The following is a 24,110-nucleotide window of genomic DNA, read 5'->3' as shown; positions in this document are numbered from 1 at the left end:
ACGTCCGAAAATGACAAAGGATGCTTGTACAAAGTACTACTACTGTACAAACATCCGATCAGTTATCGTAATATAAAGCGTTTTATAGACTCTTGTAATGCAGAGATTTCATCCGTTAAATCATTTGAGGATTCACTTACAAGTTGTATTGCACGCTGTTGCTCGTCAACAGATGCAGTTACTTCCTCTGATGTACCTGCATTTTTCTCACTGATATGTGCAATACTTTCAATAGAATGCATGATTTCATCCTTCGACTGATTTAAATGTTCTACGCCAGTTGCCATTTCTTCAATTGCAGAAATGATTTTTTCAACTGCTAACTCAATTTCCCTAAATGATGATTCTGTAATCGCAACCGAATCATTTTGCGCTTGAACGATGGCATTCGTTTTGTGCATTTCGCCCGTCACTAGATGTGTTTCACTTTCAATACCTCGTAACGTTGTACGGACTAATTCTGTTGCTACTGATGTTTGATCTGCAAGTTTACGTACTTCCTCTGCCACTACGGCAAAGCCCTTCCCATGTTCACCTGCACGAGCTGCTTCAATCGATGCATTTAATGCCAGAAGGTTTGTTTGATCGGAAATTTCATTAATCGTTCCAACAATGCCTTCGATTTCTCTAACTTTTACAATAAGACTGTCGAAAACAGTTTGCACATTATTTATTAGTGCTGACGATTCCAATGACTTTTCCTTCAATTTACTTAAATTTGCTAAACCTTCTTCATTGGAATGCTTCATCAATTGTGATGAACTCAACATAGATGTGTTTTTATCGTGTAAAACGACGATTTGCTGTGCAAACTCAAGCGCTGTGCGATTTGTATCCTCAGCATCTGATGCCTGTTGCACTGCGCCTTTTGATACTTCATTAATTGCTTTTACGATTTCATCACCATATGCATTTGTTTCCTCTGCCACCGCTGTAAGATTAGAAGAAGTTGCTTGTATTTCTACAATCGACTCTTCAACATCTGTAATTAATGTTTTTAATTGATTAACCATTTCATTAAAGCCTTCATTTAATTGGCCAATTTCATCGGAACGTTGTAAATTTTCGATTTCAACAGTCAGATTTCCCTTTGCCACTTCACGAACACGTTTCGACAAACGACCGATAGGTAGAGCTAAATGTCTAGAAACTAAGATAACAATTATACTCCCAATAATAACTGCCCCAAATAATGTAAGTCCAATCACTAATAATAAAGAATGCGCTTCTTTATTAAAATCTTGCATATATGTACCCGATGCAATAATCCAACCCCAATGAGGGTCTTTTTCGGAGTAGATTATTTTATCAGCCAATGTTGTTTGTCCTGGTAATTCAAACTCATATTGTGTAAAACCGCCACCTTCAAGTGCTCTATCAGTAACTTCACGAATAAAATACTTGCCGCTACTATCCTGATCTTCCCAAAGATTGTCCCCTTCACGAGTAGGGTGGGTAGTTAATGTTCCCTTATCATCTAACACATATATATATCCGTACTCACCCAAATTTCCTGGATAATTAATTGGTCGCTTTCCGTCATCGTCCTTTGGACCAAGAAATGCCTCGCGTACTCTTTCTTGCGCAACTTCCAACGGGATGTCGCCTTTTTCTACACTTTCATTCGCCAGTTCAATTAATTGCAAAGCAGATTCAACGCTATTTTGAATAACTTGTTCTCCAAGACCTTCCATACCATCTTTTGCTGTCCCATAGCTAACTATACCAATAATTAGGCTTGGCACTATTAGTAATGCTAATGAAATGATAATTAGTTTCCCCTGTATTGAACGTAAAAATTTCATGCTTTACACCCCTTTTCTTCTCGTTCACAAAATGTATTAGTTTATATTATGGTATGGTTTCAAAGTTTACACAATGGGTAAATCACAAAAAATAAGCAAATTAGTTGCATTATTGTCGTAATATGCTAATATACATATCTTTGTGTATAGAAAAAAACTATCTTTCTACAGGAATTTGGTCCGTAAAAAAATAGTTTTTTGATTTTTTTCATAATTTAACAGAATAACTAACTTCAATTACTTCTTTTGACGTTTGCCCTAGCAAATCAACTATGCTACTTGTAAAAAGGCCTATGCAAAAATCGAAATTTCATGTTTTCCTTTTAAGTGAATTTTGACAACTTGTCCAACGTTAGATTAACTGTAGATATCCTTGTAATTGATTGTAGTACAACACTAGTACCTATAACTCTATTTCAACTTTGAGCTCTTTCCTACGCTATTATGGCTATCCAAACAATCAATGCTATTAATGTAACGAAAAGTGTCGGTATAGTTAAAATAATACCTATCTTAAAAAATTGCCCCCAGCCTATTTTAATGCCCTGTTGCGCTAATATATGAAGCCATATTAATGTTGCCAGTGATCCAATCGGCGTCATTTTCGGTCCTAGATTAGTGCCAATAACATTTGCATAAATAAGCCCTTCTTTAATAGTGCCTGTTGCGCTTGTCTCAGAAATGGCTAACGCATCTATCATAACAGTAGGTAAATTATTCATAACAGCTGATAGAATCGCTGCTACGAAGCCCATCGTTATAGTAGCTACAAATAAGCCCTGCTGTACGGCATGCTCTAATAATTCTGCTAGTAAACCTGTCATGCCTACATTTTTTAAGCCATATACAACCACATACATACCAATAGAGAAAAACACAATATTCCATGGCGCGCCTTTTACAACTCGCTTCGTATTTACATGTTGACTGCCCCGTGCTAGCCATAAAAAGATCAGCGCGACACCACACAAAATGAATGATACGGGAATTTTAAAAAACTCACTCGAAAAGAAACCTATTAGTAGAATCCCTATGACATACCACGATAAATGAAATAGCCTGCTATCACGGATGGCAGTTGCTGGTTGTTCTACTGCTTCCATCGAATAATGCTTTGGTATCGATCTTCGGAAAAATACATAGAGTACAATTACGCTTGTTAGTAACGAAAAGATATTTGGCACTATCATATGTACAGCATATTCCATAAAACCAATACCAAAATAATCCGCTGAAACAATATTTGTTAAGTTGCTGATCACTAGGGGGAGTGAAGTTGTATCCGCAATAAAACCGCTCGCTATAATAAAAGGAAAAACCATCTTCTCTGTCAATTTCAACTTACGTACCATCGCCAAAACAATCGGCGTTAAAATGAGCGCAGCACCATCATTCGCAAATAAAGCTGACACGATTGCGCCGAGGCAGGCACTATAAATAAATAAACGAACCCCACTACCTTTTGCAAGTCGTGCCATGTGTAGCGCCGCCCATTCAAAAAAACCAATTTCGTCTAAAATAAGCGAAATTAATATAATGCCTATAAACGATAATGTTGCGTTCCATACAATACCGGTGACCTCAAAAACATCATGCCATGTCACAACACCCAATGTGAGAGCAACTGACGCCCCAATACATGCCGACCAACCGATTGACAATTTACGTGGCTGCACAATAACTAAACATAACGTTACCAAAAATACTACGATTGCTAAAAAAGCCTGCATAATTCTCCTCCCTAATTAAAGGGTCTGTCTAAAAGCACTTTAAACAATAACGTCCAACTATCCTATATGTTAAAAACCAGCATTTTTCAGGGGCAACGTACGAGCTGTAGGAGTGTACGCCAATTTTTTCTCTATTCAGCAAAAAAATAGCATACTAGGAGTACTCCTAGCATACTATTGTTACTTTTGGGACAGCCCCATTACCATTTTCCAGAAATCATTCGCCTAAATCTGCATTATGGTAAACATTTTGTACATCATCTAAATCTTCTAATGCATCAATTAATTTTTCAAATTTCGCGACATCATCATCAGTTAATGTAACTTCTGTTTGCGGTAACATAGAAAGCTCGGCTACTGTGAATTCTTGTACGCCTGCCTCTTTCAGTGCTTCTTGAGCAGCAAAGAATTGATCTGGCTCTGCATAAATAATGACCGTTTCTTCTTCTTCAAGAATATCACGAGCATCAATATCTGCTTCCATTAAAATCTCAAGTACTTCGTCTGCTGACTTACCTTCTAAACCAATAACAGCTGTTGAATCGAACATGTAAGCTACTGAACCACTTACACCCATGTTTCCATTATTTTTACCAAATGCTGCCCGCACATCAGATGCTGTACGGTTTACATTGTTTGTTAAGGCATCCACGATGAGCATTGTCCCGGCAGGACCAAAACCTTCATAACGTAATTCATCGAAGTTTTCATCGCCGCCACCTTTCGCTTTTTCAATTGCCTTTTCAATGATGTGTTTTGGGACACTATATGTTTTTGCACGTTCAAGGACAACTTTAAGGGCGCGGTTTGATTCAGGGTCTGGTTCGCCCGATTTTGCTGCTACATAAATTTCGCGACCAAATTTTGCATTTACACGACTTGTGCTTTGATCTTTAGACGCCTTCTTTTCTTTAATATTGTTCCACTTACGACCCATTGTTTCCACTCTCTTTCGAAAATAAAGTTTATAAAAATCCTAGATGCACAACTACACATCTATAAATGGTATTTAAATACTTATCGTATCTTTACTCTGCAAATAATAACACAATGATGCTTACAAAGCTAGATATACCAATGTTTAAGGTGCTATTTTATGAGACTTCAGTTAGTGATAATTTCATGATTTAGAGACTCTCTTTATGCTACTTTCTAATAAATAGAGGCATCTTCACAATTTATTTTCTTGTGTAATTTTTTCTAATAATGCTTGGCATCCTTCTACGGCTAAGTCATAGGTTTCTTGAAAATCCCCTGTATAATAAGGGTCGGGTACGTCTTTTCGGTGGCTTGTTAAATCTAAAAAGCGAAAAATCTTCGGTGACTCTGAATTGCCCAACATAGTGTGGATATTACGAATATTACTACCATCCATTCCAACAATATAATCAAATTGCTCGAAATCAATCTTTTGTAATTGGCGTCCTTTCATCCCTACCGTCGAAACCCCATACTCTCGAAGCTTGTCCTGCGTACCACGGTGTGGCAGTTCCCCAATATGCCACGCACTTGTCGCGGCAGAATCCACTTCAATGGCATCACTTAGATGTGCTTTCCCTATTAAATCACGCATCACTGCTTCGGCCATTGGTGAACGACATATATTACCTAAACAAACGAAAAGTACTCGAATCATGTCACTGTCCTCCTACGACAAAACACTCAAAATCACATGATTTTGAGTGCTTACTTTTTACTTTTTCTCTGCTGCAATCCGCTGATGTAACTCTTCAGTCAGCGCAATTAGTTCATGCTCTAAATGATTCATAAATTCCTCACGTCCGTCTTTACCCTTACCTGTTACATAAAAAGGTTCACCATAAATTAAATAGCCCTTGCCACGCTTAAATACATCGCCGGCATTACGTGCACCAACGTAAGCGGCTGGAACAATTTGCGATTTTGACAACTGTGCAATCGTAATTGCACCTTGCTTTAAATCGGCCCCTTCCGAATTACGTGTACCAGATGGGAAAATCCCAACAATTTTTCCCTCTTTTAATAACTGTGAAGGAATTTTAATGACACTCGGTCCTGGATTATCACGATCAACTGGGAAGGCATTCAAATGGCCAATAAGCCAGCCAAGGCCTTTTATATCAAATAACTGCTTTTTTGCCATGAAATGAATTTCTCGTGGATACATCGAAACACCTAAGTTTAAAATATCAACATACCCTGTATGTGTACAGGCAATAATAAACCCATCATCCTTTGGTAAGTTCTGCTCCTCATACACACGAGCTTTCGAGCCCATTAACTTTAATATTATCTTGACGAGGCTTGCTACAAATTTATACACTGTCTCATTCCTATCTTATTGAATAGTTACCACTATTGTAATCGAAAAGACTAGTATACTGCAATTAGGTAAACAAAATTAGACCTTTCCCACTAACACATCGACATCAATTGTTATTTCATTTAGTATAATTCTTGCTTCCTCTGATTTATGCCAGCCCATCGGTGTCATTTCGAGGAGTGCAGGAACCAGCTCTGAAGTGAGTCTAACAGAATAGGTAACACGCTCAACCATCACATCCGCAAAACTTTCTCTAAAACGTTCTACCGTTTGTTCATTCGAATACGTTTCTTTAGCTGAATCAGCATATAGCTGTGTGCGAAGCTCTTGTAAATAACCACTTTGCGGTACAACTTTTATCACGCAGCCACCTGGTACTAGTAGTCGCTTAAATTCCTCATAATTCGCTGGCGATAAAATATTTAAAATAGCATCAAAGTTTGTTTTTGCAAATGGACTCTTCGCTAAATCGCCAACACACCAAATTTGCTCTGGATAATGTCGAGCTGCGGCTAGAATACCTTCCTTTGCGATATCAATTCCAATGCCGATACCTCCCTTATGCGCCATAATGCGGGCTAAATGTGAGCCCTCACCACAGCCAGTATCCAGTACTGTTTCCGCAGTAGCAATTAGATTTCTAATTTTTTCTTCAAGTAAATCGTACATACCACTATCAATAACAGCTTTGCGAGATTCAAAAAGATCCTTACTATATTTTGAAGCAGCGCCATGTGTCAGCATATTAACATAGCCTTGCTTGGCAATATCAAAAGAGTGATGCATTGCACACTCCAGTCTTCCTTGTTCATGCACCTTCATAGGCTCTTGACAAATTGGGCAAGCGAATAGCATGATATTTTTATTCGTCAATTCCGCTCCGGCCGCTCGTTTAGATAATGCTCCCATTTAATTCGCCTCCTTGTGCTCTGTTGGTGAAACGAGTGCGAAACGCTCCCATTTCCGACTTTTCCATCTAAAGTATACGATAATTGCTCGCATCCATTCATCCGCTGAAATAGCTAACCAAATCCCTATTAATCCCCAGTCTAAAACGAATACAAGCAAATAGCCAAGCGGTAGACTCATACAGACCATTGATAGGAAACCAATTTTCACAGGAAATCTTGCATCGCCTGAGGCACGTAATGAATTAATGACAACAATATTCATTGTACGTCCTGTTTCAAGCAAAATACTCAATACTAAGACAGACGCCCCAATAGCAATGATTTCAGGATTATCCGTAAAAATGCCCATAAGCTGTTTACGGATAATCGTCACAACTCCCACCATTATTAATGTGAAAATAAAAGCTGCCCGTACACTTGACCACAGCTGATGGTACGCTTCATCCTTCTTGCCAGCACCTACATTACGACCTATGATAATCGCTGTCCCTGTACCAATTGCAATAGCAAATAAATACGTAAACATAGAAATATTCATAGCATATTGTCTTGCCGCAAGGGTTTCAGCTCCTAAATACGTAGCATAGTAAAGGAATATAATTTGACAGAACTGATATAGCACCTGCTCAAAAGCTGACGGTAAGCCGATATTTAATATTTTCCGGACATATTCTTTTGAATAGGTGAAGTAATATTCAATCTTTACACGAACCTCCATCACTTGATACAACAGCCATAAAAACACGATTACTGCGAGTCCACGGCTAATAACAGAGGAAATAGCAGCACCTTTTACTCCTAACTCTGGTAACCCTAAATTACCGAAAATTAAGCCATAATTTAATACAACATGGAGCACGTTCATGCCAAGGGAAACATACATCGTTTGCTTTGTCCAACCATGTACACGAATCACTGCTGCTAACGCATTGATAATTGCTTGTAAAAAAATAAAACTACCAATAATAACTAAATAGCTCTGGGCATAAGCCAAGACATCGCCCTTTAAATTCATCATTGACATTAAGTTGCTGGCACCAAAAAAGAACACGACACTCATAATTAGTCCTACGCATAAATTCATGGTCACTGCCAATGCTGAAATCTTTGCCGCCTCAAAGTAACGCTTTGAACCTAGATACTGCGACACAACAATCGAAGCACCGTTTCCGACAACTTCAAGTATTAAAATTGCAATATGAATATATTGATTGGCCGCGCCAACACCTGATACAGCATTATCAGATAAAGCACTAAGCATAAACGTATCGGCCAGCCCCATTAGCATAAATAAAAAAACTTCTAAAAAAATCGGCCACGTTAAATGAAATAAACTCAAATGGTCAGCCGTTTTTTTCTCTCTAATCGTACTTGCCAAGCCTTGTCACTTCTCTCTCTACATTACATAAAAATCTATTGTATCTTATCATAGATTTCTCTGCTGTAAAGAATAATACGGTGAGAATGAGTAGCAAAATCTGTCGCAATATTCCTCAGTGAGCTCAAATACAAAAACGCTTCGACTCGTGAAAGTTAACAAAAAAAATCCCTCTCACAAAGCTCGTGTGAAAGGGTGACTTATTAACTTAAGCAATTAGCTTGTAATTGTTGACGTTTGTCTTTCGTTAGACCCAACTCTTGCTCTAAAAAGGCTGTCTTTGAGCCATAACGTACATCCATTGCATCGAATGCTGCTTGTAAATAATCTTCTCGTGCAGACATTAATGCATAGAACTGCTGTAATTCACGATCATTAAAATCCTTCTGAATAGTCTGGGCCATACGATCTACCATCGGGCGTAAAAGTGCATTCGTATCTAAATAATCTTGCATAATAATCTCCTCAGGTACATCTAAGGCTAATAAAATCAGCGCACCACCTATACCTGTTCGATCCTTCCCGACTGCACAATGATGGACAAGCCCTAAATTTTCAGGATTTTGAATCGTTGTGATTAATTGTTTAAACGAAGCATTATTAAAAGGCATCTGCGCATAAAATTCGCAGAACATTTCTGGACTTACAACTTTATAGAAATTTTGCCCGCCAGTATTCGTAGGCATTTCAAAAGCATGGTTCCCCTTGGCAGGAATTTGTATATACTTCGCATTTGGAAATGTCGGATTAGGGTTGTTCTGCGCCTCATGTTTGTCCCGATAATCAAAAATCGTTTTCACACCTAGTGTCTCAAAACGTTCTTTATCCGCCAACGTCATTTTTCCAAGTGCTGCCGAACGATAGATCAAGCCTTTTTTGACAGTACGCCCATCCTTTGTTTTATAGCCACCCATATCGCGGAAATTATAGACTGCTTCAAACGGAATAACCTTCATGTCAAACTGTGTCATCCACTACGCCTCCCTTATATTAGCAATCACCTTATCCTCTATTCTATAGAACCAATAAGGATAATACCAATTTTCACACTAATGCATTTCTGCACACAGCAATGCCTTTTCAGAATCACTAAACATCTATGCGTACGTAAAAACGGCTTCTAAAAGTAAATGCTGTGTGCACGCCAGCCGATCGGTGCGCTGCTGAACCTGAGCAGTTCTCGCCTTTACCCGAGCGCTTCTCGTCATTTCCTGATGTAATTGGGGCGGGGTATGATTCATAACATATCAAAAAGCCGTCCTAACTTATGGGACGGCTTTAAAAAGTCTTCAATTATTGAAATAACTCAGGATAGACAACTTTGGCTACTAGCTCAACCGCTTCGCCGATACGTGGACCAGGTCGACTGGATATATCAGCATCTATATAAAACACAACTTTGTTTTGAATGGCTGTAATCGTATTCCAACCATTGCGTGCAATGATTTCTGCCACAGGGTCTTCGCCGTAATTTACAGTTGTTAGAATGACTTCAGGGTTTTTAGCAATGACGTTTTCCTCAGAAACCTTTACCCAATCCTTTTTGTCAGCAAATACATTGTTCACTTTAGCCGCATTTAAAATTTCTTGTTGGAATGTACCTGAACCTGCTGTATAAATCTCTGGCTTCGGACTAATTTCCAAGTAAACATTTTTTTGTTTTTCTACATCTTTTACTTTTGCTTGAACATCAGCTATTTTAGCCTTGATGTCTTCATTTAGTTGATCACCTTTATCCTCAACACCCATGACAGTAGCAATTTGTTCAATATCTCCATAAACATCTTCAAATGAAGCTGCTGATTTAATAACAAATACTTTCACACCTGCATCTTCAAGTCCTTTTAACGCATCAACTTTACCATCAGTAGTGTAAGCAATCACCACATCCGGTTTTAATGACACAATGCGCTCGCTATTAAACGTCATAGAATCTGAAACACGTTCAATGTTCTGTGCTTCTGCTGGATATGTATCATATTCTGTAGCGCCTACGATTTTATCACCCGCACCTAATGCAAATAAAATTTCTGTATTGCTTGGCTGTAAAGACACAATAGTTTTTGGTACAGCATCAAATGTCACTTCTACACCACGATCATCTGTCACTTTATAGCCTGTTTCTTCAGCTGTATTTACTTCCTTCGATGTGTCCCCACTTTTCGCTTCATCAGTTGTACCGCAACCTACTAGGACAAGCGCTAACATTAAAATCGAAAGCCATTGAAAATTAACGAATTTCTTCACTTCACTCAATCTCCTTTTTCTTTTTCATTGGGTATGATTTACTTATAAACGGAATTTCAGCAATTCCTGCCTGTTGATTCATGTATACAGCCATAACGAAAAATACATTGGCCAGTAATCCTAAATAATCGAAAAGAATGGCTGGTACTTCTCGCTCCTCTGACACTTTGTGCAAGGCACGGTATGATTTTTTTGCTTCACTTCGACATAGATGAAGTGCAGCGGCAGCCTCCGTCCCTTGTGGTAAAACAAAGTTTTGAATTTCATCTCTAACATGTTCAACGTAAAAATCATAACGATCGCTCAGCCATGCTAAATCTCCATCAGTTACAGCTAATTTGCCACGTACTGAACCATTCACATGATAAGCCATTGGCAAAATTGCCATCAAATCGACCGCAACAACCTCAACTGTTTCTTTCTTTACAGCAGCCAAGGCTACGCCCACATGCGTTGTTAGGCTATCTGTTCGAATCTCATAATCGACCGTCGATACTTTTTCACGCATAAACGGATAACATGAATAACGCGCATCTTTTTTCAATCCTGAAACCCCACTTTCTTTCGTGAAAATATTCCTACTGGATTTGAGCTAAACGTGCATAAAAAAAACGCCCTCCCCCATTAATAGTGGAACGACGAAAATGCATAAGTAGCGTCGCTGTGACACGACATTGCCTATGTATTTGCCGCATATCCTCCTAACTTCCGAAGAGTACTTATACGCTCAAATAAAGATCGGTCTCCTGGCTTGTACAGTTCACTACCTTGTATGTAGCTATGTTATCATAATAACCTTCCCATCTACTAAAGTTATGAATCTTCGACAGTGGCTTATTTTTATGATTTTTTCTGCACTTACAGTTGCGGAAACAGCTCCGGTTTTACACCGAATTCCCGATTATGCTATGGACTAGCACCCTTATTCTGCAAGAATTATTCACTTGTAAAGCAGTTTATCATAGATTGTGATGAAAAAGTAGTTGCGAAATTGCAGAAAACTCGCTCAAAAACATACAGAACCTAGCACTATTTCCACATAACGATTAGCTATTTGTAGTTCTCCCCTGAAAATTCTATAATAATTACTGACTATAATATTTTTTCGATAACTTGTTCAATATCTAGTTGTGAATCAGTCGGTTCAAAGCGCGCAATCGTTTTACCATTGCCATCTACTAAGAACTTTGTAAAGTTCCAGCGAATATTACGACCATCTAAAAAACTAGGTGCTATTTGGAAAATAGCTTGCGCCAACATTTTTTCTTGCATATTTGCCTTCCCAAATTCGCGAAAACCCACTTCATGTTTTAAATAATTGAATAACGGATGTGTCGTCTCACCGTTTACTTGCACTAATTCAAAAATTGGGAACGTCACACCGTAGTTAATCTTGCAAAGTTGTGTTGTTTCCTCGCCATCTTCAGGATTTTGATTGTCAAATTGATCACAAGGAAAACCTAAAACAACGAAATTATTCTCGCCATATTTTTCATACATTTTTTGCAAATCCTCAAGCTGATAGGTAAAACGACATTGGTTTGCTGTGTTGACAATTAGCATAGGCTTTCCACGATAGGTTTCCATTGATAAAATTTCACCATTTGGCTTTTTCACTAAATAATTATAAATACTCATTTTTTAAACCCCTTTTATATTTTTTATGATTATAGCAATAAACCCTATTTTCTCCAATAAAAGAGGTTTAACATAAAAAAATAGCCATTACGCTTGTTTAACGAATGGCTGTCTTATATTTCTTTTTATATTTTGCATCTTGCTCTTCTTCAATTAATCTCTGTGCAATTTCCAATAGCTTCTTGTCGCTTGTGGCATCAAACAACTTTTTAAAGGATACAATAATATCATATCGAATGAGTGTCGAATGTTTCTCATCAATACATGTTTGGAATCTTTTTGCTAAATACGAAACAACTAAATCCCTTTGCACCTGTCCCGCAAGACCAATTTGCCAAATTGCTTGCAGACTATGTCTAGCTGTTACGGTTTTATCATCATATGTTACTGCCCAGATTTTCAAAAAATCTTCTAATACACGTTCTTCTGGATCACTTTTTGCCGCCAATGCGCATAAAAACTGTACTGCCCGCGCACGTACATGTCCATCTTTATATGTAAGGGCTTGAACGAGCTGCTCCCAGACTGCGTATGTCCAATCAACTGGTTCTTGCATAATTTTCATCAATTCTTCGTAAGACTCGAATTGGATTTCACGGTCATGCTCTGTTAATTTACTAAAAAGTTGCAAAATCTCTTTTTCCATGATTCATCCCTACCTTTATTCTGTCAGAACGTTATAAAATTTTAAATTTTTTATGTTACACTTAACTTAATTTATAGCAAGAAGGAGAGTTTATGAATAAATCTATTACCCGAAAGTTGATTTTACGAACGCTTGTGATTATATGTCTAATAGTTGCGGCATATTTTATCATACCAGTCTCCGTGCCTATTATATTGGCGGGGATTACGGCTTTTTTCTTAGAGCCAATAGTTATGTTTTTTAAACGTAAGTGGAAAATGTCACGTAAAATTGCAGTCGCCTTCATTTACATAATGAGCGTTATCTTTATTTCTATTATTTGTTACTTTACTATTACACAGCTCATGTCGCAAATAATAGTTATTTCTAAGCAAGCTCCCTATTATATTTCCAAAATATCGGAAATGTGGCTTCACATGCAAGATAACATTTCTAAATATACCGAAGACTTCCCCGATGAAGTGAGTATATCACTTCAAAATACGACGATGGATTTCATTAAGAAAATTGAAGAATCTTTTCTAAACTTCTTTAATTATACCAAAGTTACCGCATTCTTTTCTGAAATTCCAAGCCTCTTTATTAGTCTTCTCGTATATATGATTGTTTTATTTTTATTTATGCTAGATTTACCAAAATTAAAACAGATAACTTACAAATATTTAAAGCCATCTACCGCAAAAAAAATGAAAATAATCTCGAATCGCTTAAAAGACGCATTTTTTGGTTTTATGAAGGCACATCTACTCGTTAGCTTTATAATTGGAGGTGTCACACTTGTTGGACTTCTTTTTATTCAGCCAAAATATGCGATTACTATGACTTTTATCATTTGGCTTATCGACATTATTCCATTCCTTGGATCAATTATTATTTTGGCACCTTGGGGGCTTTATCATTTATTGATGGGAAACACCTCCATTTCTGTTCAATTATTCATCTTAGCAGTTATTTTACTCATTATTCGTCGAGTAGTCGAGCCTAAGATGATGGGAGATCATATTGGTTTGTCTACTTTACCAACATTAATAGCCATGTTTATCGGACTTCAGCTATTTGGTATTATCGGTTTGCTGACTGGACCATTTTTTATTATTTTATTCTTTGCTTTAAAAGAAACAGGTATTATCAAGTTTAATTTCAAAATTTAAGATATAAAAACGCACAAGTGGCCTTTAATTGCGGTGAGCGTTGGTCAGCAATTTTTAGCACGAATGTCTTGACTTGAATAAAGAAATTTATATTTTCGAACCTTTAAAAAAGGCCATCTTTGTAATTTACTCTACAAAGATGACCTTTTTGCTATTTAAATCGTCTATAAAATAGTAGGATTATTGAATGCGACCAAAGCCTACTAAATATTGATTCCACCAATCAAGTGATTCGATGACAACACCTTTGTTTTGAGCGTCAATCATCGTGTTGTTGCCTAGGTAAATACCGACATGTGCTACGCCTGAACCATAGCTGAAGAATACTAAGTCACCTACACGTGCTTCACTTGCAGAAATGCGTTGTGTTGCTAAATATTGCTGGGATGCTGTACGTGGTAATGAAACGCCTGCTTGCTTGTATGACCATTGTACAAGACCCGAACAGTCAAAGCCTGTTGACGGATTGCTACCGCCCCATACGTAACTACGACCTAAAAACTGTTTAGCTGTTGAAATAGCATCACCTGAAGAAGCTGTGCCTGAACCTGAACCAACAACGATTGATTGCGGTTTACCACCACCATTATTAGTTGTTTGCATTACAGGTGTAGCTGATTGAAGTGCACGTAAACGAGCCGCTTCCTCTTCAGCTGCTTTACGTTCCGCTTCTAAGCGTTCCTCTTCTTGTTTAGTAGCAATTTGAGCCTTTAACGCAAGTGATTTTGCTTCGTTTTCAGCTTTTTTAACTTCCATTTCGCTTTCTTTTTGTTGAAGCGCTTGGAATTGCGTTTGTAATTCTTTTTGTTTTTCATCTAAAGTTGCTTTTTGTTCTTCTAATTTTACTTTATCTGCCTCTTGTTGATTGACCAATTCTTGGTCAGCATCCATTAATGTTTTAACCGCTACGACACGGTCCATTAAATCTGCAAAGCTTTTCGCTTCAAGGACTACGCTTAAATAAACCCCTACTGTGTTATCCTGCGCTTGGTATGCAGCCATACGTTCATTTAAAATAGCAGAACGTTGCTCGATACGCTTTTCTGTTTCCACGATACTAGCATCAACTTCTTTAATTTCTGCTTGTACTTGGTTAAATACTTTAACTTTTTCATCAATATCGTTTTGCAGATCTGTCAACTCTGCCTCTAATTTTTTAACTTCTGCATCAATCTGAGCTTTTTTCTCAATCATTTGTTGAGAAGTTTCTTCTGCATGTACTTCGGTTGGTTGTACTGTATTAAATAATAAGCCGCCCGCAAGTGCTAATGTTAGCACCATCGACTTACGCCATTTATTGCGCTTCCCCACTAAACTTCATTTCCCTTCATCCATCAATTTCGCTCTCGGTGTTCTATGTAATCACTTGAACGATTTCTATTATATTCAAATTTATATTTATACTTTTATTAGCCTTTTAAAGTTTAGCATTAATAGCATAACTTTTATACTATTTCTCGTCGTTTTAATAGTTTAGTAAAACTCGAAACATTTTTGTAATATTATCGAAAACACTTAATTCTTCTACAACAAACAACTATATACTGCAACAACACTTATTTAGCTCCTCTCACGACAACTAACCAATACGTATTTGTAATGGTTTTGTAATATACGCTCATCTAATTATTAGTAAGTAAAAAAAGGCAGGGGCATTTTCCCCCTACCTATTGTTTCATTGAACGTAATGCTTGAATGGAGAGCCGTACTAACAGGATTGCACACAAGAACAATCCTAAGTACGCTGCTGTATTTAAGTAAACCGCATAGGAATCATGTATAAATTGCGAGATAGCTAATAGCGCTACGGAAATAATGCCAAACGTAATACCAACTAGTAATAGGACAAAACGCGAAAACAACTGCGTTATAAAACGGGCATTATGTTCATCTGAAAAAATATCATGATGTAATATTATTTTCCCGCTTTCGACTCGTTGAATGAGTTGATCCACTCTTCTTGGCATTTTTCGTAATGTCGGAATTAACATCGATAGCTCTTCTTGCACACGTTCCTTTGTAGCCATTGGTTCTTTAAAAGGCTTTAAAAATGCTGCGCGCATATAGGAGGAAGAAAAATCTTTTGCCTCTGTGAAAATATCAAATTGCGCATCTATGATTCTTAACGTACCATCTAACGTCACTAATGATCGAAGCGCCAGTCCGACAGAGGGATAAAACGCAAGGCCGAAATCACGTACAACGGTAAATAACGAATGGATCAATTCTTCAGTTGGAATACGATCGACATAAGAAATCTTTAGCAATATTTGATCGATTGCTTGCTCCATTCTTGACCGTTCTGCATGAGCAGCATTTTCTACTAATAGCATTAAGCCGTCATATAAGATACTCGAATCGTTTTGCTGAATACCCATTAAAAATAGCTTTAAGCCTTCTTGTTGAGTAGCGCCCAAACGACCGACCGCTCCGAAATCGAGCAAAATCGGCGCACCATCCTTCTCATCAATGTAAATATTGCCTGGATGCGGATCTGCATGAAATATACCAGAAAAAAGCATTTGCTCAAAAAATGAATACAGAACCGTCTGTGCAAACTGCTTCGGATCTATTGATAACCGTCTAAATTCTGCTGCGCCTTCTGATACACTTTTTCCACGTACGTATTCCATGACAATTATATCTTCATCACTGTATTGTGTATAAACTTTAGGAATTCGCACCTTATAATCACTTTTCGCAAGCGCATTGGTCACCTGTAATGTATTGCGTACCTCAATGTCTAAATGAATTTCCTCACGTAAACCATCGGCAAATCCACCAGCCAACTCTCGAAAACCAAGTGACTCTGCCCATGTTGACTTACTTGTCAGCCAGTTCGCAAATTCCTCTAATATATCCAGATCATCACGCATTATGCCTTTCACTTCTGGACGCAGTAGTTTCACCACAACTTCATCGGAATTTTTCAGTCGTGCCTTATGTACTTGTCCTATAGATGCTGCCGCTAAAGGTTCCATATGAAAAGTAGTGAATACCTCTTCTACAGGCTTTGGAAGAGAATATGCCAAAATCTTTGTCACTTGCTCAGGTTGCAATGGCCTTACACTATGCTGTAGCCGCTCTAGCTCATCAATGAATATGGGCGAAAACAATTCTTTGCGTGTAGATAATACTTGACCAAATTTGATGAATATTCCACCACACTGCTCTAATGTCGTTCTTAGTGCTATTGCAAGCTCCTTCTCATTTTCGCGCTGTCTTGCATATTTAATTGTTTGTACAACCCCGTTTGTGACTGCTATTTTTAATACTTGACGTAATCGCTTTTGCTGACGCCAGTAGCTTCGTAATCTTAATAGAATCGACCGCTGACCGTTTCGTCGTTCTCCACCGGCAATACCACTCGAATCAAAGAGTTCAAATACAAGGTAAAGCAGCATGGAAATAAGTAGCATGCTACCTATCCAAATAAGCGTACTCACCTCTGTCACAGTTTGCATCATCGATTCCGATAAAAAGTCTGTATGACGCAAGTATGAATACCAGTAAACAAAGGACGTGAGCGTCACACTAATAACAACAGATAGCACTCTTCGTACAAAATTAATACTCGAACCTATTAAACGACCACTGACAAAGTAAATGATTCCCGAAGCAACTATGATTTGAATCAGAAACTTCACAAAAATCAACAGTGCCACCCCCCGTTGTTTCTTCCTAATACTGCTAGTATAACAAATTCATGCATGTACTTTCTTTTACTAGCCTCAAGTTAGTAAACAATAAGTGAAATCAACAATCATTTTATGCATTACAGCCATTGTTTCGTACAGCCATTAGCACAAAATCAGTTATTCGGTCATTCTCAGCTAGTGGATGAAGCTGGGGTTCGAGGACTAGTAAGAAAAAAGAATATCAGGTTGGACCTTCCACTAGGCGAGCTTTCGTGAACGTATAAACGACATCCCAAAGGTGGACCCAGTTATATGCACTGTTAATCTAGTCAGCTTAGTTGTAACGCCGTTATGACTGTACAAAATAGTGGTTACTCACTAACCGTCTATAAGGTAGCAGCAGCATCCCTAGGCATTTGCTTAGACGTGTACTTTAGTGACGAGACAACAAATTGTTTACAGCATATAACTTCACATAATATGAAAGGGATGCCGCCATATAGCAGCATCCCTTTCGTTTAATTCGTTGAAAGCACTTGCTCCCAATCAATCGTGTTATTTTTCACTTGATCTCGTTTATCTTTGTCCATAATATCGTTCGGACGGCCACCTTTTGGCCAATCTTTATCATGATTTGCCCATTCCGGTCGATCCTGCGTTAAAATATATGCCGCTAAATCGGAAGCATCTTGATCTGTTAAGGTACCTCCTGCTCCAACCGGCATGTTATTTTGAATATAACCAGCCATTTTGGTCATACGTGCCATACCCGCACCATCATTAAAGGAATTTTCACCCCATAATGCTGGACCTGAATTTGCTCCAGTACCTGAGCCATCTGCAGCATGACAAGCGATACAAGACTGTGCATATAGTTCCTCACCATTTGCTACATCCGGAATAGGAACACTCTTCATATTACTCGTACCAGCCCATTCACGTTCTGCCCCTATTGGAACACCTTTTGAAATATATGCAAAGTACGCTACCATCGCTTCCAACTCGTCACTATTCATTTCGAATTTTTTGCCATTCATGCTTCGTACCATACAGCCATTAATTCGTTCTTCAATCGTGACAATACTTCCTGAGCGACCAATGTATTGCGGATAATTTGCCATAACACCTACTAAAGAAGAAGCTTGTTCATCATAACCTGCACCTGCATGACAACTTGTGCAAGATAATTGATTACCAACGTATTCATCTGCAGCAACATGTGTATTATTCACAAGCTCATAGCCATATAAAATCGCTTCTTTCATAGGTCCATCTGGCACTTCTTCGATACTAGGTGGTGCGTAGACAACTTTCTGAGAAGCTGCTGTTGTCGGTACTTGTGTTTGTACCGTTGCATCTTCTGTTTCTCCATTCGCATCACCTAAGATTTTATCGCTTACGACTGCTCCCACAAAAAGTGAACCAGCTATTAATACCGTTCCTGCAATCCCCGTTACTATAGCTTTCATCTTTCATACCCCCCTCTGTATCATTAACTTTACTTTAGCAAAATAATGTATTTTTGGATGTGATTTTTCTCACACCCCCTAATATTTGAACCTTATATACAACAAAGTTGGATAAAAACGGAAGTATTTAATGTGCTATAACAGAAAAACCTAGACTTAATACCCCTTTACGTATATTTATTTTTATGCCAAAAAACCGAGTACATTGCTGTACCCGGTTGCCAACATTCCTTTAAAGTTTACAGCCATCCTTACACGCCAATTTTCCATTACCAACCATCTTCACCGAAGACTTTAAGCCAACCATTTCAGCTGTCTGATGCAATGTGCGTACGAATACTTCATTCGGCTCTGCTCCTTTGATTCCATAACGATTTTCAAATACAAAGAACGGTACACTTTGTACACCAATTTGCTGCGCATCGTAACGATCCTTATGCAATTCCTCCATAAAAGCATCACTCGAAGAAAGCACTTCTTTTGCTTCAGCAATGTTTAAGCCTAAGTTTTTGATAATTGCTAGCAAAACAGCCTCATCATTTAAATCCTTACCTTCAATAAAATAGGCAGCCATCAAGGCTTCATTATAATCCACGTCTTTGCTATACTGCTTTGTCCATTTCGCTAAGCGATGCGCATTTTCTGTGTGCGCCGTTTTTATTTCATCATAATTATAGGCAAGTCCCACTTCCTTTGCTCGCTCTACAATACCGGCAGTCATTTGCTTCACTTCTTCCAGTGTCACCTGGTGATGAGCCATCCAATACTCATAAAAGTTTTGACCTAGCTCTTTTGGTGCCTCCGGAGCGATCCGGAACGCTTTAAATTCTATCTCTACTTGGCCAGTATACCCAGCCTCTTCAATCGCTCGCTCAAATTCTTTCTCCCCTATATAGCAAAAAGGGCAGGAGAAATCAGAAAATATTTCAATTTTCATTGGAACCTCCCTATAAAATATCTATCCAAATCTTCATAGTCGTTGCCGAAATAAGTATGGCTAAAATCCATTGCAATACCTTCGTATTCATACTTTTCCCCGCATTTGCTCCTAATGGTGCAGCAATTAAACTAGCCACAATCATTATCGCTGCTGGATAATAATCGACTTGCCCTGTCATTAACTTGCCAATTGTTCCACCGATGGATGAAATAAAGGTTATTGCTAAACTTGATGCAATCGTCATGCGCGTAGGAATCCCTAATACAATAAGCATAATCGGGACAAGCAGGAAACCACCCGCCGCTCCGACAATTCCTGAACCAATACCAACGACAAAGGCTAGAGATGCAGCTAATGCTTTATTAAAACTTATGTCATTCATTGGCTTATCATCAATTTGCTTTTTCGAAATAAACATCATGACTGTCGCAATCAGTGCTAGTAAACCATAAACGACATTAACGCCTGTCTCCGATAAAAACTGGGAGCCATAACTACCAACAAAGCTACCGGCTAAAATAGCCCCTCCCATATAAATAATGAGCGATTTATTCAAATAGCCACCTTTACGGTAAGCCCACACTCCAGCAATCGAAGCAAAGAGTACTTGCACAGCACTAATACCCGATACCTCATGTGCTGTAAACGCTGATAAACCTAGTAAAGGTGGAATGTATAATAACATTGGATATTTAATAATCGAACCACCAATACCTAGCATCCCTGACACAAATGAACCTACAAAACCAATTAAAAATATAGTAATAATCCATGTTACATCCATTTATTTTTCCTTCTTTCTTTTGTGTGAGTGCCAGGCACGCACACTACGCACACAATTTAGCCACCTATCTTACTGCACAGCGATTAGGGCCAATTTCCATTTCCGTTTGCTCATCTTGTGCTGGTGTGATTTTACCCATATTCACTTGACGAATTTCTTGATATGCATGCGGTTGTGGTGGTAAATTATCCGTTACAACGCTACGGAACTTTGCCTCATCCTCAATAGTTAAGCCATGGTTTTCAGCAAACAATTCACCGAGACGTTTGGCCACTGCACCATCTTCATTTAACTCATCAATGATCATAAAGTGAGCAGGTAACACAACTAAATCATCCGAAAGTTCGCGGTAACGCTTATAAAGCGTTTCACGTAAATCCCCAACCCAGTCTGCTGCAAGACCAGCTAAATCTGGACGTCCAATTGAATCGATAAATAAAATATCACCCGTCAACAAATAGTTACTGTCGACAACAAACGAAGTTGAACCAATTGTATGCCCTGGCGAATAAATTGCACCCACATCAATTCTAGCTGCGCCAATTTGTACCGTAGTACCATCTACTAACGGGGTAAAATCAAACACAACCTCTTCTGCATCTTTCGGAGGTAGATAATACGTCGCACCTGTTGTCGCTGCGATATGACGCCCTCCCGAAATATGATCAGCGTGTAAATGCGTATCAAATACATGCTTAATTTTTACGTTTTTCTCATTCGCAAAGTTTGTAAATACTTCTGTGAAACGAACAGCGTCAATAATTGCTGCCTCGCCCTCAGAGATTATCATATAAGAAAGACAACCTTTACCTAAACGCACAAATTGATAAAGCTCACCGCCACCTGTTAAATCGCCTACTTTTATCGGCTCTAAATATTCACTCCACGTTTTCATACCGCCAGCCAAATAACTGGCTCTTAGCCCCGCTTCCGCTAACATATCGGCAACCATCAGCGACGAGCCTTCTTTCGCACAAACAACTAATACATCTTTGTCAGTCGGGATTTTTGCTAAAATACCTTCTACACCGTCTAATAGCTCGAAATACGGAACATTAAGGTACTCAAACTTATGTCCATCAATTTTCCAATCCTCAAATGCATCCGCATTTCGTACATCTAAAATAAATAATTCTTCATTATTAATTACTTTTTTCGCTACATCCGCAGCGCTCCATTGTTGTACTGTCACTGAATGTACCCCCTCAGGTATTGTTTTTCTGATTTTTTTAGCGGGAAGGACAAGCCTCTCCGCTAATTTTTATATACACGAAAATTAAAACGTTAAAGATGGGGCTGCATCTTTAGCAAATTCTAAAAATGTTACAGCACCTCCAACCTCAATACCAGCTACAAAATCGTCTGTTGTTAAGCCCATTACATCCATTGTCATTTGACACGCAATAAATTTTACACCTAACTCCTGCGCCATCTCTACTAACTGCGGTATGACAGGGACATTCGCTTTTGCAAAGCCTTCAGCGAAATGTTCTGTTCCGTCAGGCATTGGTAGTGCATGCATACCTTGTTTATGAATTAATTTTAACCCTTCAAACGTAAAGAAGATGGCAACTTCCTTGTCAGAAGCCGCTGCTGCTGTTGCGATATTGAATACCTTATACGCGTCAAAGAGACCACCATTACTTGCAATAATTGCTACTTTGTTTGACATATTAAATTCCCCCAATTAGATAGTTTTTATTAGTTCGCCCGTCCAAGCTGTCATACCTGGAAGTACGTTATAAACCTTTGTAAAACCATTTGCAACAAGCTTTTGCGCCGCGAAATCGCTACGCTTTCCTGTACGGCAAATCACATATATCTCTTGTTCTTGGTCAAGCTCATAGATACGTGCTTCAAGATCACCCAGCGGAATAGATTTTGCTCCAGCAATATGACCGAAAGCGAACTCCACCTCTTCACGCACATCTAGGATAAGCCCGTTTTTTCCAACCATTTCTGCCAACTCAATTGTCGGTTCAAACGCTTTTCCAACTACCGTATCATTTACGCATTTACGAATATAATGCTTTAACACAGCATCCTCTTCCGTTGTACCAATGTATTGATGTCCTACAGTTTCCGCCCATGCAGCAATATCCGCCTTAGAGCCTTTATCTGTTGCTGATACTTCTAAAATCTGACCATCTACTAAATCAACCATCGCCTTCTTTGTTTTTACAATAGGCATAGGGCACGATAACCCTTTTGCATCTAGCTGAAAATCTGCTTTAATACGCATAACTTCCTCCTTATACCTATACAGGTATTGTTTTAGGCAAAAAAATATAGAGTGGCGCAAAGAAAATCTCCCCCGCAAACCTCTTACTGCACTTCACCCTCCCAGGCAAGCATGCCCCCAATCATATTTGTGACATCAAAGCCCCGACTTCTTAAATATTGAGCTGCCCTACCACTACGAGCACTTGAACGACAAACCATTACATACGCTTCATTTTTATTTAACTCATGCATACGGAATTCCAATAAGCTCAGCGGAATATGAATGATGCCTGGGATATGACCGGATTCCACTTCATCTAGTTCACGTACATCGACCAGTTTTAAAACTCGCCCCTGTTCTAACGCTTGTTGTACTTCTTTTGCTGAAATCTCTTTCATGATACCAACCTCCTAATAAGCGCTCATGCCTCCACGAACATTTGTTACACGCTCAAATCCTTGTTTCTTTAGTTGCTTACAGGCTTGACTACTACGCATACCACTTTGACAAATAACAACAATTTCTTTGTCCTTTGGTAATTTATCAAAGTTAGAGCCTAGTGGGATATTTTTAAATTGTGGAATATTGCGTCCCTTGTACTCAGCTGGTGTTCGCACGTCCACAAAAATTTTGTCCTTTTCGTTCAACATATTTTTTAATTGTGCTGCAGATATTGACTGGACACCTTTTGTCGGCTTCATTCGCCAAACCAAAAATGCAATAACGATAACAATGATAATCCATGTTTCCAAGTGATAGCTCCTCTCAATCACATACTATAAAGGGTATATTAAATTCATCTGCTTTTCACGACTAAATCCATCGCTTCTTGAATAGCAAAATTCACCTTCTCCGAATCTCCTTCAGCAGTCGCTACACAATTCAACAAGTTCTCGCTGACAATGACGCCAATAGTCCGATCAACTGCTGAACGTACGGCAGATAGCTGTGTAATAACATCCTTACAGTTTTGCCCATCTTCCATCATACGTAAGATTCCACGCAATTGGCCTTCCATTCGCTTCACTCGATTTGCTGTTTTTGCGTCGTATGCCATTCTTGTGCACGCCTCCTTCCGATTCAAGATATTTAACTTGCTTACGAGATTCATATTATACCCCACCAGGTATAATGTCAACGTGTAAGCTCAAACTTATTTTGTTGAAATTGTTGTTAAGGTTTATCCGTCAGTTCGCGAGTTCTATCCGCCGCTTCAAATGGTTTATCCGTCACTTTGCCAGTTCTAT

24 protein-coding genes and 1 riboswitch are annotated in these 24,110 nt (G+C 38.6%); of the genes, 1 reads left to right on the top strand and 23 read right to left on the bottom strand.

Annotated features, from left to right (window positions below; translation table 11 throughout):
* Positions 1 to 62: 62 nt before the first annotated feature.
* The 12 genes from ACOMCU_RS15275 to ACOMCU_RS15220 form a co-directional block, all read right to left on the bottom strand.
* Entirely contained in the window at positions 63 to 1,805 is a 1,743-nt protein-coding gene (locus tag ACOMCU_RS15275) for a methyl-accepting chemotaxis protein (protein WP_010860398.1), read from the bottom strand.
* Between the two features lie 434 nt (positions 1,806 to 2,239).
* Positions 2,240 to 3,535, bottom strand: coding sequence for an arsenic transporter (locus ACOMCU_RS15270; RefSeq protein WP_421050598.1), 1,296 nt, complete (start codon positions 3,533 to 3,535; stop codon positions 2,240 to 2,242).
* Positions 3,536 to 3,752: 217 nt separating this feature from the next.
* Complete coding sequence (locus ACOMCU_RS15265; RefSeq protein ID WP_421050597.1) at positions 3,753 to 4,472, bottom strand: YebC/PmpR family DNA-binding transcriptional regulator; 720 nt, start codon at positions 4,470 to 4,472, stop codon at positions 3,753 to 3,755.
* Between the two features lie 234 nt (positions 4,473 to 4,706).
* On the bottom strand, positions 4,707 to 5,171 hold the full coding sequence (locus ACOMCU_RS15260; RefSeq protein ID WP_010860402.1) for a low molecular weight protein-tyrosine-phosphatase: 465 nt from the start codon (positions 5,169 to 5,171) through the stop codon (positions 4,707 to 4,709).
* 57 nt (positions 5,172 to 5,228) lie between these two features.
* Entirely contained in the window at positions 5,229 to 5,837 is a 609-nt protein-coding gene (locus ACOMCU_RS15255; protein ID WP_010860403.1) for a lysophospholipid acyltransferase family protein, read from the bottom strand.
* A 78-nt stretch (positions 5,838 to 5,915) separates the two neighbouring features.
* Positions 5,916 to 6,746, bottom strand: coding sequence for a putative RNA methyltransferase (locus ACOMCU_RS15250; protein ID WP_421050596.1), 831 nt, complete (start codon positions 6,744 to 6,746; stop codon positions 5,916 to 5,918).
* On the bottom strand, positions 6,747 to 8,126 hold the full coding sequence (locus ACOMCU_RS15245) for an MATE family efflux transporter (RefSeq protein WP_421050595.1): 1,380 nt from the start codon (positions 8,124 to 8,126) through the stop codon (positions 6,747 to 6,749).
* 203 nt (positions 8,127 to 8,329) lie between these two features.
* The gene (locus ACOMCU_RS15240) at positions 8,330 to 9,097 is read right to left on the bottom strand and encodes a tyrosine-protein phosphatase (protein WP_010860406.1); all 768 of its coding nucleotides are present in this window, start codon (positions 9,095 to 9,097) and stop codon (positions 8,330 to 8,332) included.
* A gap of 322 nt (positions 9,098 to 9,419) precedes the next feature.
* Positions 9,420 to 10,373: an ABC transporter substrate-binding protein gene (locus ACOMCU_RS15235; protein WP_421050594.1), complete on the bottom strand. Its 954-nt coding sequence runs from the start codon at positions 10,371 to 10,373 to the stop codon at positions 9,420 to 9,422.
* A gap of 1 nt (position 10,374) precedes the next feature.
* Positions 10,375 to 10,917 (bottom strand): hypothetical protein, encoded by a 543-nt coding sequence (locus ACOMCU_RS15230; protein WP_010860408.1) that lies wholly within the window; start codon positions 10,915 to 10,917, stop codon positions 10,375 to 10,377.
* Positions 10,918 to 11,091: 174 nt separating this feature from the next.
* A riboswitch (cobalamin riboswitch) is annotated at positions 11,092 to 11,312 on the bottom strand.
* A 153-nt stretch (positions 11,313 to 11,465) separates the two neighbouring features.
* Positions 11,466 to 12,011: a glutathione peroxidase gene (locus tag ACOMCU_RS15225; RefSeq protein ID WP_421050593.1), complete on the bottom strand. Its 546-nt coding sequence runs from the start codon at positions 12,009 to 12,011 to the stop codon at positions 11,466 to 11,468.
* Positions 12,012 to 12,108: 97 nt separating this feature from the next.
* Complete coding sequence (locus ACOMCU_RS15220) at positions 12,109 to 12,657, bottom strand: hypothetical protein (RefSeq protein WP_010860409.1); 549 nt, start codon at positions 12,655 to 12,657, stop codon at positions 12,109 to 12,111.
* A 92-nt stretch (positions 12,658 to 12,749) separates the two neighbouring features.
* On the opposite strand from ACOMCU_RS15220, the gene ytvI reads away from it, so the two are divergent.
* The gene (gene ytvI, locus ACOMCU_RS15215; protein WP_010860410.1) at positions 12,750 to 13,808 is read left to right on the top strand and encodes a sporulation integral membrane protein YtvI; all 1,059 of its coding nucleotides are present in this window, start codon (positions 12,750 to 12,752) and stop codon (positions 13,806 to 13,808) included.
* A 180-nt stretch (positions 13,809 to 13,988) separates the two neighbouring features.
* On the opposite strand, the gene ACOMCU_RS15210 is transcribed toward ytvI, so the two are convergent.
* The 11 genes from ACOMCU_RS15210 to ACOMCU_RS15160 form a co-directional block, all read right to left on the bottom strand.
* Positions 13,989 to 15,119 (bottom strand): NlpC/P60 family protein, encoded by a 1,131-nt coding sequence (locus ACOMCU_RS15210; RefSeq protein WP_421050592.1) that lies wholly within the window; start codon positions 15,117 to 15,119, stop codon positions 13,989 to 13,991.
* 356 nt (positions 15,120 to 15,475) lie between these two features.
* Positions 15,476 to 17,464, bottom strand: coding sequence for an ABC1 kinase family protein (locus ACOMCU_RS15205; protein WP_010860412.1), 1,989 nt, complete (start codon positions 17,462 to 17,464; stop codon positions 15,476 to 15,478).
* Between the two features lie 500 nt (positions 17,465 to 17,964).
* Positions 17,965 to 18,915 carry a c-type cytochrome gene (locus ACOMCU_RS15200; protein ID WP_421050591.1) on the bottom strand — a complete coding sequence of 317 codons (951 nt, stop codon included), beginning with the start codon at positions 18,913 to 18,915 and terminating at the stop codon, positions 17,965 to 17,967.
* A 232-nt stretch (positions 18,916 to 19,147) separates the two neighbouring features.
* Positions 19,148 to 19,852 carry a DsbA family oxidoreductase gene (locus ACOMCU_RS15195; protein WP_421050590.1) on the bottom strand — a complete coding sequence of 235 codons (705 nt, stop codon included), beginning with the start codon at positions 19,850 to 19,852 and terminating at the stop codon, positions 19,148 to 19,150.
* Between the two features lie 10 nt (positions 19,853 to 19,862).
* Positions 19,863 to 20,639, bottom strand: coding sequence for a sulfite exporter TauE/SafE family protein (locus ACOMCU_RS15190; RefSeq protein ID WP_421050589.1), 777 nt, complete (start codon positions 20,637 to 20,639; stop codon positions 19,863 to 19,865).
* 64 nt (positions 20,640 to 20,703) lie between these two features.
* On the bottom strand, positions 20,704 to 21,831 hold the full coding sequence (locus ACOMCU_RS15185; RefSeq protein WP_421050588.1) for an MBL fold metallo-hydrolase: 1,128 nt from the start codon (positions 21,829 to 21,831) through the stop codon (positions 20,704 to 20,706).
* A gap of 84 nt (positions 21,832 to 21,915) precedes the next feature.
* Positions 21,916 to 22,311 carry a DsrE/DsrF/DrsH-like family protein gene (locus ACOMCU_RS15180; protein WP_421050587.1) on the bottom strand — a complete coding sequence of 132 codons (396 nt, stop codon included), beginning with the start codon at positions 22,309 to 22,311 and terminating at the stop codon, positions 21,916 to 21,918.
* Positions 22,312 to 22,326: 15 nt separating this feature from the next.
* Positions 22,327 to 22,881, bottom strand: coding sequence for a sulfurtransferase TusA family protein (locus ACOMCU_RS15175; RefSeq protein WP_421050586.1), 555 nt, complete (start codon positions 22,879 to 22,881; stop codon positions 22,327 to 22,329).
* Between the two features lie 83 nt (positions 22,882 to 22,964).
* The gene (locus ACOMCU_RS15170) at positions 22,965 to 23,261 is read right to left on the bottom strand and encodes a rhodanese-like domain-containing protein (RefSeq protein ID WP_010860419.1); all 297 of its coding nucleotides are present in this window, start codon (positions 23,259 to 23,261) and stop codon (positions 22,965 to 22,967) included.
* Positions 23,262 to 23,273: 12 nt separating this feature from the next.
* Complete coding sequence (locus ACOMCU_RS15165) at positions 23,274 to 23,615, bottom strand: rhodanese-like domain-containing protein (protein WP_010860420.1); 342 nt, start codon at positions 23,613 to 23,615, stop codon at positions 23,274 to 23,276.
* Positions 23,616 to 23,659: 44 nt separating this feature from the next.
* The gene (locus ACOMCU_RS15160) at positions 23,660 to 23,920 is read right to left on the bottom strand and encodes a metal-sensitive transcriptional regulator (protein WP_010860421.1); all 261 of its coding nucleotides are present in this window, start codon (positions 23,918 to 23,920) and stop codon (positions 23,660 to 23,662) included.
* Positions 23,921 to 24,110: the final 190 nt, after the last annotated feature.

It is taken from the genome of Lysinibacillus sp. UGB7, from assembly GCF_049058285.1.
Taxonomy (GTDB): domain Bacteria; phylum Bacillota; class Bacilli; order Bacillales_A; family Planococcaceae; genus Lysinibacillus; species Lysinibacillus sphaericus_B.
Note: the sequence above shows the minus strand (reverse complement) of the source record. Positions and strands in the feature narration are given on the sequence as shown.

Coding starts and splice junctions, on each gene's coding strand:
- ACOMCU_RS15180 (WP_421050587.1), bottom strand. CDS start 22,311: ATGTCAAACAAAGTAGCAATTATTGCAAGTAATGGTGGTCTCTTTGAC.
- ACOMCU_RS15220 (WP_010860409.1), bottom strand. CDS start 12,657: ATGGAAAAAGAGATTTTGCAACTTTTTAGTAAATTAACAGAGCATGAC.
- ACOMCU_RS15260 (WP_010860402.1), bottom strand. CDS start 5,171: ATGATTCGAGTACTTTTCGTTTGTTTAGGTAATATATGTCGTTCACCA.
- ACOMCU_RS15160 (WP_010860421.1), bottom strand. CDS start 23,920: ATGGCATACGACGCAAAAACAGCAAATCGAGTGAAGCGAATGGAAGGC.
- ACOMCU_RS15190 (WP_421050589.1), bottom strand. CDS start 20,639: ATGGATGTAACATGGATTATTACTATATTTTTAATTGGTTTTGTAGGT.
- ACOMCU_RS15225 (WP_421050593.1), bottom strand. CDS start 12,011: ATGAGTATTTATAATTATTTAGTGAAAAAGCCAAATGGTGAAATTTTA.
- ACOMCU_RS15250 (WP_421050596.1), bottom strand. CDS start 6,746: ATGGGAGCATTATCTAAACGAGCGGCCGGAGCGGAATTGACGAATAAA.
- ACOMCU_RS15200 (WP_421050591.1), bottom strand. CDS start 18,915: ATGAAAGCTATAGTAACGGGGATTGCAGGAACGGTATTAATAGCTGGT.
- ACOMCU_RS15170 (WP_010860419.1), bottom strand. CDS start 23,261: ATGAAAGAGATTTCAGCAAAAGAAGTACAACAAGCGTTAGAACAGGGG.
- ytvI (WP_010860410.1), top strand. CDS start 12,750: ATGAATAAATCTATTACCCGAAAGTTGATTTTACGAACGCTTGTGATT.
- ACOMCU_RS15275 (WP_010860398.1), bottom strand. CDS start 1,805: ATGAAATTTTTACGTTCAATACAGGGGAAACTAATTATCATTTCATTA.
- ACOMCU_RS15265 (WP_421050597.1), bottom strand. CDS start 4,472: ATGGGTCGTAAGTGGAACAATATTAAAGAAAAGAAGGCGTCTAAAGAT.
- ACOMCU_RS15270 (WP_421050598.1), bottom strand. CDS start 3,535: ATGCAGGCTTTTTTAGCAATCGTAGTATTTTTGGTAACGTTATGTTTA.
- ACOMCU_RS15195 (WP_421050590.1), bottom strand. CDS start 19,852: ATGAAAATTGAAATATTTTCTGATTTCTCCTGCCCTTTTTGCTATATA.
- ACOMCU_RS15240 (WP_010860406.1), bottom strand. CDS start 9,097: ATGACACAGTTTGACATGAAGGTTATTCCGTTTGAAGCAGTCTATAAT.
- ACOMCU_RS15175 (WP_421050586.1), bottom strand. CDS start 22,881: ATGCGTATTAAAGCAGATTTTCAGCTAGATGCAAAAGGGTTATCGTGC.